The organism is Microbacterium sp. LWH3-1.2, from assembly GCF_040675855.1.
GTDB lineage: Bacteria > Actinomycetota > Actinomycetes > Actinomycetales > Microbacteriaceae > Microbacterium.
In genome coordinates, this window is the sequence record NZ_JBEGIK010000001.1 from 2,728,407 (window position 1) to 2,741,583 (window position 13,177).

General features: G+C 69.8%; 13 protein-coding genes. 4 read left to right on the plus strand and 9 right to left on the minus strand.

Going from position 1 to position 13,177, the window contains the following annotated elements:
• Positions 1–40: 40 nt before the first annotated feature.
• Genes dnaG through dusB form a run of 3 tightly spaced genes read right to left on the minus strand, consistent with a single transcriptional unit; the run spans position 41 to position 4,420 of the window.
• Positions 41–1,906: a DNA primase gene (dnaG, locus tag MRBLWH3_RS12710; RefSeq protein WP_363432446.1), complete on the minus strand. Its 1,866-nt coding sequence runs from the start codon at positions 1,904–1,906 to the stop codon at positions 41–43.
• Positions 1,906–3,264 (minus strand): deoxyguanosinetriphosphate triphosphohydrolase, encoded by a 1,359-nt coding sequence (locus MRBLWH3_RS12715; protein WP_363432449.1) that lies wholly within the window; start codon positions 3,262–3,264, stop codon positions 1,906–1,908. The genes dnaG and MRBLWH3_RS12715 overlap by 1 nt, the downstream gene beginning before the upstream one ends.
• Positions 3,254–4,420: a tRNA dihydrouridine synthase DusB gene (dusB, locus tag MRBLWH3_RS12720; protein WP_363432451.1), complete on the minus strand. Its 1,167-nt coding sequence runs from the start codon at positions 4,418–4,420 to the stop codon at positions 3,254–3,256. Before dusB ends, MRBLWH3_RS12715 begins: the two co-directional genes overlap by 11 nt.
• 76 nt (positions 4,421–4,496) lie before the next feature.
• Here dusB and MRBLWH3_RS12725 point away from each other — a divergent pair, with 76 nt between their 5' ends.
• Complete coding sequence (locus MRBLWH3_RS12725) at positions 4,497–5,000, plus strand: glutathione peroxidase (RefSeq protein ID WP_363432454.1); 504 nt, start codon at positions 4,497–4,499, stop codon at positions 4,998–5,000.
• Between the two features lie 62 nt (positions 5,001–5,062).
• Here MRBLWH3_RS12725 and MRBLWH3_RS12730 read toward each other — a convergent pair whose 3' ends face one another.
• From MRBLWH3_RS12730 to recO, 5 genes are all read right to left on the minus strand, one after another.
• Positions 5,063–5,743, minus strand: coding sequence for a DsbA family oxidoreductase (locus tag MRBLWH3_RS12730; RefSeq protein ID WP_363432456.1), 681 nt, complete (start codon positions 5,741–5,743; stop codon positions 5,063–5,065).
• A gap of 65 nt (positions 5,744–5,808) precedes the next feature.
• A complete protein-coding gene (locus MRBLWH3_RS12735; protein WP_363432458.1) occupies positions 5,809–6,780 on the minus strand; it encodes a hypothetical protein in 972 nt (323 codons plus the stop codon).
• Positions 6,777–7,571 carry a hypothetical protein gene (locus tag MRBLWH3_RS12740; protein WP_363432461.1) on the minus strand — a complete coding sequence of 265 codons (795 nt, stop codon included), beginning with the start codon at positions 7,569–7,571 and terminating at the stop codon, positions 6,777–6,779. The genes MRBLWH3_RS12735 and MRBLWH3_RS12740 overlap by 4 nt, the downstream gene beginning before the upstream one ends.
• Positions 7,572–7,665: 94 nt before the next feature.
• Positions 7,666–8,481 (minus strand): isoprenyl transferase, encoded by an 816-nt coding sequence (locus MRBLWH3_RS12745; protein ID WP_363432464.1) that lies wholly within the window; start codon positions 8,479–8,481, stop codon positions 7,666–7,668.
• Positions 8,478–9,221, minus strand: a complete 744-nt coding sequence (gene recO / locus MRBLWH3_RS12750) for a DNA repair protein RecO (protein ID WP_363432466.1) — start codon at positions 9,219–9,221, stop codon at positions 8,478–8,480. Before recO ends, MRBLWH3_RS12745 begins: the two co-directional genes overlap by 4 nt.
• An 83-nt stretch (positions 9,222–9,304) precedes the next feature.
• Between recO and MRBLWH3_RS12755 the strand changes: the two genes are divergently transcribed.
• The 3 genes from MRBLWH3_RS12755 to MRBLWH3_RS12765 are packed head-to-tail and all read left to right on the plus strand — an operon-like array spanning position 9,305 to position 11,123.
• Positions 9,305–9,769, plus strand: coding sequence for a MarR family winged helix-turn-helix transcriptional regulator (locus MRBLWH3_RS12755; protein WP_363432468.1), 465 nt, complete (start codon positions 9,305–9,307; stop codon positions 9,767–9,769).
• The gene (locus MRBLWH3_RS12760; protein WP_363432471.1) at positions 9,766–10,416 is read left to right on the plus strand and encodes a hypothetical protein; all 651 of its coding nucleotides are present in this window, start codon (positions 9,766–9,768) and stop codon (positions 10,414–10,416) included. The genes MRBLWH3_RS12755 and MRBLWH3_RS12760 overlap by 4 nt, the downstream gene beginning before the upstream one ends.
• 20 nt (positions 10,417–10,436) lie before the next feature.
• Positions 10,437–11,123 (plus strand): trimeric intracellular cation channel family protein, encoded by a 687-nt coding sequence (locus tag MRBLWH3_RS12765; protein ID WP_363432474.1) that lies wholly within the window; start codon positions 10,437–10,439, stop codon positions 11,121–11,123.
• Between the two features lie 134 nt (positions 11,124–11,257).
• On the opposite strand, the gene leuA is transcribed toward MRBLWH3_RS12765, so the two are convergent.
• A complete protein-coding gene (gene leuA / locus MRBLWH3_RS12770) occupies positions 11,258–13,018 on the minus strand; it encodes a 2-isopropylmalate synthase (protein WP_363432476.1) in 1,761 nt (586 codons plus the stop codon).
• Between the last annotated feature and the right edge of the window lie 159 nt (positions 13,019–13,177).

The window sequence follows — 13,177 nt, forward strand, 5'->3', positions numbered from 1 at the left end:
TGCCCTGCGACCGGCGCCGACGCCAGCCGACGGGATCCGTTCAGGATCCCTCGTCGGCCAGCGCCTGGCGCTGGGCGTCGAGCTCCCGCAGGCGCAGCCGGATCGCGCGGCCCTCTTCCGAGTCCGCGGGCACGCGCTGGATCGCGCCGAGCAGCTCCGCCTTCTCGCGGTCGAATCCGCGCATCACCAGGCGGCGCGCGAGGTCGCTCGCCGAGGACACCGCCTCCTCGTCGCTCAGAGCGGGGAAGTCGGCGGCGAGAAGCTCCGCGGCGAGCGACCGGTAGGGCTCGCGGACGTTGGCGACGGCATCCACCGCCCAGCCGGGGCGCTGCATCCCCGGAGCGTCGCGCACGGCGACGCGCACGGCTTCCAGAGCCGGATGCCGGAACGGCAGGTCGAGCGCGCGTGCGACGAGTGACGGATCCATCCGGTGGCCGAACTGCAGCACACCCATCAGCGCGTCACGCTCGATCCCGATGTCGGGCGTGCGCGGAAGGGTCCCGAGCGTGACGCGCAGAGCGCCGTCGATCACCGACGGCTCCGGCGATTCGGACGTGCCGGGCGCGGCGTCGCGTCGGCCGCCCCCGTTGCTCCTGCCCGCGCGCTCGACCTCCCGGCGGACGTCCTCGGTGTCCATGCCGAGTCGTCGAGCGAGCACACGCACGTACTCGGGCTGTAGCAGCGGGTCCCTCAGCTCGGCGACCACCGGAGCCGCCGTCCGCAGCGCGCCCACCCGCCCTTCGACGCTTCGCAGGTCGTAGCCCGAGATGCGCTGATCGAGCACGAACTCGACCATGGGCACCTTCGTCTCGAGCAGCGCCCGCACGGCGCCGTCGCCGCGGGCGAGCCGCAGGTCGCACGGATCGAGCCCTTCCGGGCCGGTGGCGACATACGTCTGCGCGTTGAATCGCTTGGCATCGGCGAAGGCGCGCAGCGCCGCCTTCTGCCCCGCGGCATCCGGGTCGAAGGTGAAGACGACCTCGCCGGACGTGGAGTCGTCTCCCATCACACGCCGGAGCACCGTGATGTGGTCGGATCCGAACGCGGTGCCGCATGTCGCGATCGCAGTGGTGACGCCTGCCAGGTGGCATGCCATCACGTCGGTGTAGCCCTCGACCACGACCACCTGGTGCTGGCGGGAGACCTCGCGCTTGGCGAGGTCCAGGCCATAGAGCACCTGCGCTTTCTTGTAGATCGTCGTCTCAGGCGTGTTCAGGTACTTGGGGCCGTTGTCGTCGTCGAAGAGTCTGCGCGCGCCGAACCCGATCACCTGCCCGGTGACGTCGCGGATCGGCCAGACCACGCGGCCACGGAAGCGGTCGTAGACGCCGCGCTGCCCCTGCGACACGAGGCCGGCGGACGAGAGCTCCTCCTCGGTGAACCCCTGGGCGCGCAGCGCCTTGGTCATGCCCTCCCAGCCCTTGGGGGCGAACCCGACGCCGAAGTGGGCCGCGGCGCCCGCGTCGAAGCCGCGCTGGCCGAGGAACCGTCGTGCGATGTCCGCCTCGGGCGTCATGAGCTGCGAACGGAAGAACTCCGCCGCCGCCGCGTTCGCGGCATACAGGCGCGCGCGGCCGGTGTGCTCAGGGGCGGCGCCACCGTCCTCATAGTGCAGCGCGTAGCCGATGCGGCCCGCCAGCCGTTCGACGGCTTCGGTGAAGGTCACGTGGTCCATCGCGCGCAAGAACGAGTACACGTCACCGGACTCGCCGCAGCCGAAGCAGTGGTAGAAGCCGGCCTGCGGACGCACGTTGAAGCTCGGACTGCGTTCGTCGTGGAACGGGCAGAGCCCCTTCATCGAGCCGACACCGGCGGACTTGAGCGCGACCCGCTCGCCGATGATGTCGGCGATGTTCGTGCGCGCCTTGACCTCGTCGACGTCCGCCTGGCGGATGCGCCCCGCCATCAGCGCGCCTCGGAAGCGCGGAGGGCGTGGGAAGCCGTGTCCATGGGGCGAGCGCCCGGTGCCCAAATGCCGACGGATGCGGCATCCACCGGCTCGACGAGTGACCCGTGCCATGCGATCGCGAGCTGGTCGGTGAGGCTGGCGACCTGGTCGACGAGGACGCGGCGGCGTGCAGCATCCGTCTCGGCAGCCGCGAAGTCCTCCGCGTGCAGCGCATCGAGCGCGTCGGGGCGCTCCCACAGAGCGGTGGCGAGGCGCTTGAGGAGGCGTCGCTGCTCTTTGTAGAGGTCCTTGCGTCCTTCGATCGACACGACCGCGGCGCCGATGATGCCCTTGAGCACGGCCATCTCGGCCTCGACGATTCGGGGCACGATGAGGTGGCCGCGATAGCGCGTGAGCACAGACGTCGGGTACGACTCGCGCGTCGCCGTCGTTGCAGCGCGCGCGAAGCGGCCGATCAGGTCCGAAGTGAGGTTCTTGAGGCGCGCCAGCGCGGCACGGGTGCCGTCGAAGGAATCCATCCACTCGGGCATGCGGGTGAGTCGGAACAGTGCATCCTCGAGTTCGTCACGGGCGAAGTCGAAACCCACCCAGGACTGGATCGCCGTGAGGAGCCACTCGTGCTCGCGCGGATCGACCAGGCGCGCCGGGTCGAGGTAGCCGTTGACGATCGCGTCCTCGAAATCATGGACCGAGTAGGCGATGTCGTCGGAGAGGTCCATCACCTCGGCCTCGATGCAGCGGAGCCGGCCCGGCGCACCGGCGCGGATCCAGCGGAAGACCTCTTCGTCTTCGGGGTAGACGCCGAACTTGAGCCGGCCGCCCGGGTCGGGCAACGGGTGATCAGCGGTCCACGGGTATTTGCACGCGGCGTCGAGGCTCGCACGGGTGAGGTTCAGGCCGAAGCTGCGGCCGTCGCCGTCGACCACCTTCGGCTCGAGCCGTGTGAGGATGCGCAGGGTCTGCGCGTTGCCCTCGAATCCGCCGACGTTCTCGGCCCACTCATTCAGCGCGCGTTCGCCGTTGTGGCCGAAGGGCGGGTGCCCGAGGTCGTGGCTGAGGCAGGCGGTGTCGACGACGTCGGCGGCGAGATCGAGTGCGGTCGCCAGCTCGCGGCCGACCTGGGCGACCTCCAGCGAGTGGGTGAGGCGGTTGCGCGCGAAGTCGGCGGGGCTCGCGGGGCTCAGCACCTGCGTCTTCGCGGCGAGGCGTCGCAGAGCCGCGGAGTGCAGCACACGGGCGCGGTCGCGGGCGAAGTCGCCGCGCTGCGAGCGGTGGCGTTCGGCGTGGAAGCGGTCGGCGTCGGCGTCGTCGTACCCCACGGGGCGCTCCGACGCGCCGGCCAGGTCAGCCGCCACTGTGGTCGAGTTCCGCTTCGGCGATGGCGGTCGTGGCCTCGGCGCTGAGCTCGCGCGATTCGAGCCAGCGGTCGGGTAGAGCGGGGCGCTTCGGCGTGCCGGCACGCCCGCGCTGGCCTTCCGCCGCCGCGCCCGGATACGGGGCGTCGGCGTCGAGGGTGGCGAGGAGATCGTCGATCTCGGCGAGACTCGACGCGGTGGCCAGACTCGCGCGGAGCTCGCCGCCGACCGGGTAGCCCTTGAAGTACCACGCGACGTGCTTGCGGATGTCTCGGCAGCCGCGGTCCTCGTCCTCGAAGAACTCGACGAGCAGCTCCGCGTGCCGGCGGAACGCGCGGGAGACGAAGCCGAGGGTCGCGTCGACCGGCTCGGCCGGTGCGGCACCGGGGCCGCCGAGCTCACGGGCGAGGTCACCGAACAACCAGGGACGCCCGAGGCATCCGCGCCCGACGACGACGCCGTCGCAGCCGGTCTCGTGCATCATGCGCGCGGCGTCGTCGGCCGACCAGATGTCGCCGTTGCCGAGCACGGGGACGCTGGTGACGGCTTCCTTGAGCTTCGCGATCGCCGACCAGTCCGCCTCGCCCGAGTAGAACTCCGACGCCGTGCGGGCATGCAGGGCGACGGCAGCCACACCGGCGTCCTCGGCGATGCGGCCGGCATCGAGGTAGGTGAGGTGGTCGGCGTCGATGCCTTTGCGCATCTTGACCGTGAGGGGGATGTCGCCGGCAGCGCGAGACGCGCGCGTCACGATGTCGCGGAACAGGCCGAGCTTCCAGGGCAGCGCCGCTCCCCCGCCCTTGCGGGTGACCTTGGGGACGGGGCATCCGAAATTCAGGTCGATGTGGTCGGCGCGATCCTCTTCGACGAGCAGGCGCACGGCGGCCTCGGTGGTCGCAGGGTCGACGCCGTACAGCTGGATCGAGCGGGGGGTCTCGGACTCGTGGTGCGTGATCAGGCGCATCGTCGTCGCGTTGCGCTCCACGAGGGCGCGCGTCGTGATCATCTCGCTGACGTAGAGACCGGCTCCGTACTCGCGGCAGAGGCGCCGGAAAGCCGTGTTGGTGATGCCTGCCATCGGCGCGAGCACCACGGGGGCGTCGAGTTCGATGGGCCCGATGCGCAGCGTCGGCGCAGGGGCGAGGGCAGTCGTCATGCGTTCCATTCTCTTACAGGAATCCGTTGCTTGGCTGAACGGCCGCGCCCCTGTGCAGAGGGCTTAGCCTGGGACGATGACCGAGGCCACGCTCACCGACCTGCGCGAGATCCCCTTCGACACCGCCGACGGCGGCACCGCCACCCTCTCGGAGTACGGCGACCAGGTGATCCTCGTGGTCAACGTCGCCTCGAAGTGCGGCCTGACCCCGCAGTACGAGCAGCTCGAGCAGCTGCAGCGTGCCTACGCCGACCGCGGCTTCACGGTCCTGGGCTTTCCCTGCAACCAGTTCATGGGCCAGGAGCCGGGGTCGATGGAGGAGATCCTCGAGTACTGCTCGGTCACGTGGGGTGTGACGTTCCCCGTCTTCGACAAGGTCAAGGTCAACGGTCCCGGCGCCGCCCCGGTCTACAAGGCGCTGAAGAAGGCGCGCGACGCCGAAGGAAAGAAAGGCCCGATCGTCTGGAACTTCGAGAAGTTCGTCCTGACGCCTGAGGGTGGCGTCCACCGTTTCCGTCCGAAGGTCAAGCCCGACGACCCGGTCATTATCGAGGTTATCGAGGCGAACCTTCCTCGCTGACCCGGAGTGACCGAACGGGCCCGCCGCGATGAAATCGCGACGGGCCCATTCTCGTGTGGCGATCAGGCGTCGACGTCGGCGGGCTCGCGGTGCTCGGACCACACCTGGCGCACGATCTGCGCGAAGGCCTCGGCCGGCTGCGCCCCCGACACGCCGTACTTGCCGTCGATCACGAAGAAGGGCACCCCGTTGATGCCGTAGGCGACAGCCTGCGCCTGATCGGTGCGCACCGCGTCGAGGTAGCGCCCGCTCTGCAGGGCCTCCCGCGCGTCATCGGCGTCGAGACCCGCTTCCGCCGCGAGGTGGACGAGCTCGTCCTCGCGACCGAGATGGCGCCCCTCCGTGAAATACGCGGCCATCAGGCGCTCGGCGAGCTCGTGCTGCCGCCCCCGCTCCTTCGCGAAATGCAGGAGCTCGTGGGCCTTCACGGTGTTCGTGTGCTTGAGGAGGTCGAAGCGGTACTCGAGGCCGGCTTCGGCGGCGACGCCGGTGACGCGCTCGAGCATCTGCTGCACCTGGGTGCGCGGCATCCCCTTGTGCTTCGCGAGGAAGTCGAGCTCATCGCCTTCGAAGTCGACGGGGGTATCGGGCGACAGTTCGAACGAGTGGTACGTCACCTCCACGGCCGGGGCGTCGTCATCCGCGGATGCCGCGGCCAGTCCGTTCTCGAGATTCCGCTTGCCGATGTAGCACCAGGGGCAGGCGATGTCGCTCCACACGTCGATCTTGATGGCATCCGTCATGCAGAGGACAACTGCCCGCCGCCGCGCATCTATTCCACCGAATGCGTCGCCTGTGGTGCGGATGCTCAGGGAATCGGCGGATCGGCGTCGGGCACGAACCGGAATCTCACCCGGACGTCGTCGTACGGCACCACGAGGGTCGAGGCGTCCGGTGACCAAGAGTCCGGGACGAGGTACAGGCGTCCGCCACCCTGCGCGAGCAGCCGGAGGCCGAAGTAGCGGTACCCGAACGTCTGCGGCTCGGCCGCAGGATCTTCGACGGATGCCTCGTCCCCGAGCTGTTGGAAGGTGATCGCGTCGTTGCCCGGGAAGAGCCGCTCACGCGTGTCGAGCACGACGGCGGGAAGCGTGGTGAGGTCGGCGGCGAGGGAGCGCGCCTGCCCGCGTCCCCACCACTGCGCGATGGTCGCGGTCGACCAGAACGTTCCGGCGATCATCACGAGGACGAGCAGCACGACCACGCCTCTCCCACCGCTCGAAGGGTCGAGGGCGCGAACGGTGGCGGAGGCGTAGGCGGCGAGTCCCGCGCCGATCGCGAGAAACAGCGGGGTGAGGAGCTGCCCGTACGTCCACCCCGGGAGGAACGGCACGAGGAAGGCCAGCACGAGACCGGCGAGGATGAAGCCGATCCCCGTCCATGCGAGGATGCCGATCACCCGGCGCTGCGCCGGGCGCTGCTGCGCGAGCAGCCACGTGCGGAGGGCGCGATGGCCGAGGATCGCCGTAGCCGCGAGCAGGGTGAGCACCATCACCGGGATGAAGAGGGCGCCGGGGCTGCGCATCACGAACTCCTGCGAGCTCAGGCCGATGATGTCGACGTCGACCCCGAAGTACCGGAAGAACTCTCGTGTCGAGACGTAGCCGAAGTAGAAGAGCAGCGCGGTGACCAGCGTGAGCGGAGCCACGAACGAGGAGAGGAAGCCCATCCACTTCTCGAAGCCCAGGCCGGGCTCGATCGCGCGCGGCTCGACGCGCGGCGGCGTCTCGTGCTCGGGCGCCGACGGCTCGGAAGGCGTGATCGCCGGGTGGTCGGTCACCCGCTCTCCTCCCCTGGCTGCGGCGACTGTCCGGGATCGGGGGGCTCGGTCGGCTGCTCCTCGTCCGGTTGCTCCTCTTCCCGCTGTTGCTGCGGCTGCTCCTGTTCGGCGGAGGGCTCCGGGTCGTCGACGATGATCGGCGGGCCCGGCTCGACCTCGCGCGCGGCGACCTGGTCGCAGATCTCGGCGGTCGGGCACTCGAGCGTGCCGCGGAACGTGATCGCGGTGCCGTCCTGGAAGTCGCTGCCGGGGCGCAGGAGGAGACTGCAGAAGATGCCGGACTCGTTCGCCCGGACCAGCATGCCGAGGCACGAGCGATCCGCACCGCGGGTGCCGCAGACCCCGCCCTCCACCCGGAGGCCGGGCCGATCGGGCACGGCGTTCTCGAACGTGAAGCCGACCCCCTCGGGTATGGGCACGGTGCCGCCCCAGAACACCGCGATCGTCTTGCACCAGAGACCGGCCTCCAGGACCTCGGCCGTGCCCTGATCGCCGTAGGCGGGGCCCCCGTACTGGGCGACGGGGCCCGTGCGGACACGGTCCTGGGCGGGATCCTCGCCGCCGTCGGAGTCGGTCTGCCCCTGCTCGTCGCCGTCGGCGTCGCCGTCGGTCTCGCCGTCGGTCTCGCCGTCGGGGGTGCCCTCGTCCGTCTCTTCCGCGGACGCTGACGGGCTCGCCGTCGTCGTCCGCCCCGCCTCCCCGGTCACGGTCGTCCCGCATCCTGTGAGGGCGAAGACGATGACAAGGCTCAGGATCGCGGCGAGGCCCACCCGGGGCCCTGACAGGGCCATGATGCGCCTCCTGACCGGCCGCATGCGCGCGGCTCACGTCAATGATGAGGGCGCGAAGGCGCGCTGGATACCCCGTCGGTCGCGGGAGCCCGGCTCAGGTCGTCGAGGAGGAGGCCGGCGCGTCCACGGCACCGCCGAAACGGCGATCACGGCCGAGATAGGTGTCGATGCCGCGCCACAGGTCCTCTCGCGTGAAGTCGGGCCACAGCGTGTCGAGGAACACGAACTCCGCGTAGGCGGACTCCCACAGCAGGAAGTTCGACGTTCGCTGCTCACCACTCGAGCGGAGGAACAGATCGACGTCCGGCATCTCGGGGCGGTACAGCCTCCGCTGGATGAGCTTCTCCGACACGGCCGAGGGCTTCAGGCGTCCCGACGCGACGTCGTCGGCGATCGAGCGCATCGCGTCGACCAGCTCGATGCGGCCGCCGTAGTTCACGCACATCGTGAGCGTCAGCACGTCGTTGCCGGTGGTCAGCTGCTCGGCGAACTGGAGCTCCTTGATGACGCTGCCCCACAGGCGTGGCTTGCGGCCGGCCCATTGGATGCGCACGCCCCACTCGTTGAGCTGATCGCGGCGCCGGTGAAGCACATCGCGGTTGTAGCCCATGAGGAAGCGGACCTCGTCGGGCGAGCGCGACCAGTTCTCGGTCGAGAAGGCGTAGACCGAGAGGTGCTTCACGCCCGCCTGGATCGCGCCGGCCACGACATCCAGCAACGCGGCCTCGCCCGCCTTGTGTCCCTCGATACGGGTGAGGCCGCGGCGGTTCGCCCAGCGTCCGTTTCCGTCCATCACGATCGCGACGTGATTCGGCACGGCGCCTCTCGGATACTCCGGCGGGTGGACGCCGGTCCAGTCGAGCGGGCGGTACGGCACCGCGTCGCGGTGCGTGTAGGGCTTCGGGGTCACCTGGGGCCTTCCTGCGGGGCTGCCGAGACATGGGAGAGCGAACGGATGCCGCGCTCGAGGTGCCACTGCGCATAGGCGGCGATGAGACCCGAAGCGGCGGCGGTCGACCCCGGGGGCGCGGCATCCACCACGTCCCACTCCCCTGCCATCAGCGACTGCAGGAGCGATACGGTGGCGGCGTCGACGCGGGCGGCGCCGGTCGGAGCGCAGTCGCGGCAGACGATGCCACCCTGCTGGGCGACGAAGGTGTCATGAGGGCCGAGGCGCCCGCAGCGCGCACACTCGCCGAGGCCGGGCGCCCAGCCCGACAGTGCCATGGCACGGAGCAGGTACGAATCGAGCACGCTCCGGGCGGCATGCTCGCCGCGCGACAGGGCACGTAGTCCCCCGACGAGGAGCAGGTACTGCTGGGGCGTCGCCTCCGCCTCGTTCAGGCGGTCAGCCGCCTCGACCATCGCGTGCGCGGAGGTGTACCGGTCGTAGTGGGCCACGATCTCGGCGCCGTACGAGCCCAGCGACTCGGCCTGCTGGACGATGTCGAGCGATCGCCCCTGGTACAGCTGCACGTCCGCGACCATGAAGGGCTCGAGGCGCGCGCCGAAGCGCGACGACGTACGACGGACGCCCTTGGCGACGGCGCGCAGCTTGCCATGACGGCGGCTGAGCATCGTCACGATCCTGTCGGCCTCCCCCAGCTTGTGGGTGCGCAGGACCACGACTTCATCGCGGTAGGTGGGCACGCGTCAATTATCCCTGCGCTCCCGCACGATCGGGTGGCACAGCGCCGCGGGTGCCGTCCGCAAAGTGGTGTGCTCTATTCACTATGTCCGGTACTCAGATTCTCGACACGCTCCTCGCGCTGTCCGGCGTCTTGGGCGCCGATCAGGAGCGCGAGCTCGATCGCCGGGGCCTCACCCCCGCCCGCACCCACGTGCTGTGGCTCGTCTTCCACGAGGGCCCGCGCACCCAGGCGGAGCTGGCGGCCGCGCTCAGCGTCACGCCGCGCAACGTCACGACCCTCGTCGACGGGCTCGAGGCCACCGGTTTCGCACGGCGCGAGCCGCATCCCCACGACCGCCGGGCCGTGCTCGTGACGCTGACCCCGCGCGGTGAGGAGGCGATGCGGGCCATGGATGCCGAGCACACCGAACTCGGGGCGCAGCTCATCGACGGCCTCGACGAGGCGACGACGCAGGCCACCCTGCGGGGGCTGGCGCACGTCCTCGACCGCCTGAACCGGCTCATCGACGAGCACGAGGCCCGCACCGCCGAGGACCGCCGATCATGAGCACTGTGGACGACCGTCCCGGACCGGCCACCGCGCCCGCGTGGCCGACGAAGCTGCGCACGCTCGCCCGCCGCGCCTGGATCGTGGAGCTCGGGATCTACCAGAGCATCTACCGCCTCGTGTTCCGTCGCCCGCGGGTCCCCGCGGGCGCCAGCGCATTCCGGTACCACTCCCCTGTCATGACCCTGCTGGTGATCTTCATCGTGCTGTCAGCCGTCGAGATCCCGATCCTGGACCTCATCGTCCACCGGTGGACCTGGGTCCGCATTCCGCTCCTCATCCTCGGCATCTGGGGCGTGACGTGGATGCTCGGGCTCCTGTTCGGCTACCTCACCCGACCGCACGCCGTCGGGCCGGACGGCATCCGGGTGCGGCAGGGCGCCGAGCTCGATCTCGACCTGCCATGGGACGTCGTGCAATCCGTCGAGCGCTCTGCGCACCGCGTCGACAAGGCGCCGGCCGTCGTGGACGAACCGGAGGGCCGCACGTTCGCCGCGCGTATCGCGAACGAGACGAACGTGCTGATCCGACTCGAGCACCCGCTCGACGTGCGGCTTCCGCAGGGCCGCGACCGCATCGAGGCGGTGCGGCTGTGGACCGACGATCTCGACGGCTTCCTGTCGGCGGTGCGCACCCACATCCCCTGATCGCCGTCGACAATGGAGGGGTGGACGAGCCGGTCTTCGTGATCCCCCTGTGGGCCGACCTCATCGCCGTGGGTCTCGGCGGCATCCAGGGCGCCCTGTTCGCATCGGGCTTCCGCGGCGAACGGCGGCTCGACCTGCTCGGCGTCGCGATCATCGGCATCGTCATGGGCATGGGCGGAGGTCTGATCCGCGACCTGCTCCTCAACGTCGCGCCGACCACCCTGCAGAGCAACTGGTACCTGCTCACCGCTGCCGGCGCTGCCCTGTTCGGGATGCTGCTCGCCGGTCTCTTCCAGCGACTGAACGCCGTCATCGTCGGCCTCGACGCCCTGGTCATCGGCCTGTTCGGGGCATTCGGCACGAGCAAGGCGCTCGTGCTCGGTCTCCCGATCGTGCCCGCCGTGTTCGTCGGGGTGTGCGCGGCCGTCGGCGGCGGCATCCTCCGCGACGTGATCATGGGGCTGCCGGTCGCGATCCTGCACGTCAGCTCGCTGTACGCGGCAGCGGCGGGCATCGGATGCCTCGTCCTCGCGACCGCCGAGCAGCTCGGCGCGAGCGTGGTCGTCGCCGCGGTGATAGGCATCGTCGTGACGACGGTGATACGCCTGCTCGCCGTCATCTTCGACATCTCGCTGCCGGAACAGCGCGCGCTCTACCGCCGCAAGGTGGCCGTGGAGACCTCGACGATCCCGATCGTCAAGCCCTGAAGCGACCCGTCCGACTCGCGCAGACTCGCAGTGAGCGAACGCCGGCGAGCCGAAATGCCGCTCGACGACCGGGGTGACGAACACCGACGGGCGCGCGCGGGGATCACCCGCGCACACCCGTCGACGGTTCGCGCTCAGACGCCCGCGAGGGCTCCGGAGCGCTGCCGCGTACGGATGGCGCGGTTCACGCCCGACACGATCGCCTTGAGCGATGCGGTCGAGATGTCCGAGTCGATGCCGACGCCCCAGAGGCGCTCGCCGTCGACCTGGAGTTCGATGTAGGCGGCCGCCTGCGCGTCGCCGCCTGCGCTGAGGGCGTGCTCGACGTAGTCGTAGAGCGTCACGTCGAATCCCTGTGCGCGGATGATCTCGAGGAACGCGGCGACAGGGCCGTTGCCGTGCCCGGATGCCTCGAACCGCTCGTCGCCGTCGCGCAGCGTGATGTCGAGCGCGACGTCCCCCGACAGGTCGCTGCGGGTGCTGGTGGCCAGGAGCTCGAAGCGGCCCCAGCGCTCGTCGGCGATCTCCGACGGCAGGTACTCGTCGGTGAAGATCTTCCAGATCTGGTCGCTCGTGACCTCGCCGCCCTCGGCGTCGGTCTTGACCTGCACCACGCCCGAGAAGTCGATCTGGAGCTTCCGGGGCAGATCCAGGGAGTGGTCGGTCTTGAGCAGGTATGCGACGCCGCCCTTGCCCGACTGCGAGTTGACGCGGATGACCGCCTCGTACGAGCGACCCAGGTCCTTCGGGTCGATCGGCAGGTACGGGACCGCCCACTCGATCTCGTCCACGGTCACGCCGGTCGCTGCGGCGCGGGCGTCCATCGCCTCGAAGCCCTTCTTGATGGCGTCCTGGTGCGAGCCGCTGAACGCGGTGAACACGAGGTCGCCGGCCCAGGGGCTGCGCTCGTGCACGGGCAGCTGGTTGCAGTACTCGACCGTGCGCTTCACCTGGTCGATGTCGCTGAAATCGATCTGCGGGTCGATGCCCTGCGTGAACAGGTTGATGCCCAGCGCCACCAGGTCGACGTTGCCCGTCCTCTCGCCGTTGCCGAAGAGGCACCCCTCGATGCGGTCGGCGCCGGCCATGTAGCCGAGCTCCGCTGCCGCGATCGCCGTGCCACGGTCGTTGTGGGGGTGCAGGGACAGGATGACGTTCTCGCGGTGAGCGAGGCGACGGCTCATCCACTCGATCGAGTCGGCATACACGTTCGGCGTCGCCATCTCGACGGTGGCGGGCAGGTTGATGATGACCTTGCGCTCGGGTGTCGGCTCGAAGATCTCGATGACCTGGTTGCACACGTTCAGCGCGAACTCGAGCTCGGTGCCGGTGTAGCTCTCGGGCGAGTACTCGTAGAAGACCTTTGTCTCGGGGATGCGCTTCTCGAACTCGCGGCACAGGCGCGCGCCTTCGAGGGCGATGTCGATGATGCCCTGCTCGTCGGTGCGGAAGACCACCTCACGCTGCAGCACGCTCGTCGAGTTGTACAGGTGCACGATCGCCTGCTTGGCGCCGGCGATGGATTCGTACGTGCGCTCGATGAGGTGCTCACGGGCCTGCGTCAGCACCTGGATCGTGACGTCGTCCGGGATGAGGTCCTCTTCGATGAGCTGACGCACGAAGTCGAAGTCGGTCTGGCTCGCCGAGGGAAAGCCGACCTCGATCTCCTTGTAGCCCATCTTCACGAGCAGGTCGAACATGATGCGCTTGCGCTCGGGGCTCATCGGGTCGATGAGCGCCTGATTGCCGTCGCGCAGGTCGACGGCGCACCAGCGAGGTGCGGTCGTGATGCGCTGGTTCGGCCAGGTGCGGTCGGGCAGATGCACGGTGATCTGCTTGTGGAACGGCCGATACTTGTGGGTCGGCATGCCCGAGGGCTTCTGGGTGTTCTCCATGATGTCGTCGCTTCTCTCGTGTGGTCCGAGCCTCAGCCCGATCGGGGTGGCTCAGTGCCTGATGATGCGGGCCAACGAAGAGCTCCGCGACGAGGAAGGCCCTAGAACGAGGTCTCGTCGCGGCGGCTAAGAAGGAGAAGCCCGCGGAAGCGCATGAGG

Bases quoted from the DNA above. Each gene is read 5' to 3' on its own strand.
- MRBLWH3_RS12755 (WP_363432468.1), top strand. From the start codon at position 9,305: ATGTCCGGTACTCAGATTCTCGACACGCTCCTCGCGCTGTCCGGCGTC.
- leuA (WP_363432476.1), bottom strand. From the start codon at position 13,018: ATGGAGAACACCCAGAAGCCCTCGGGCATGCCGACCCACAAGTATCGG.
- MRBLWH3_RS12725 (WP_363432454.1), top strand. From the start codon at position 4,497: ATGACCGAGGCCACGCTCACCGACCTGCGCGAGATCCCCTTCGACACC.
- MRBLWH3_RS12730 (WP_363432456.1), bottom strand. From the start codon at position 5,743: ATGACGGATGCCATCAAGATCGACGTGTGGAGCGACATCGCCTGCCCC.
- MRBLWH3_RS12760 (WP_363432471.1), top strand. From the start codon at position 9,766: ATGAGCACTGTGGACGACCGTCCCGGACCGGCCACCGCGCCCGCGTGG.
- MRBLWH3_RS12740 (WP_363432461.1), bottom strand. From the start codon at position 7,571: ATGGCCCTGTCAGGGCCCCGGGTGGGCCTCGCCGCGATCCTGAGCCTT.
- dnaG (WP_363432446.1), bottom strand. From the start codon at position 1,906: ATGGCGGGGCGCATCCGCCAGGCGGACGTCGACGAGGTCAAGGCGCGC.
- dusB (WP_363432451.1), bottom strand. From the start codon at position 4,420: ATGACGACTGCCCTCGCCCCTGCGCCGACGCTGCGCATCGGGCCCATC.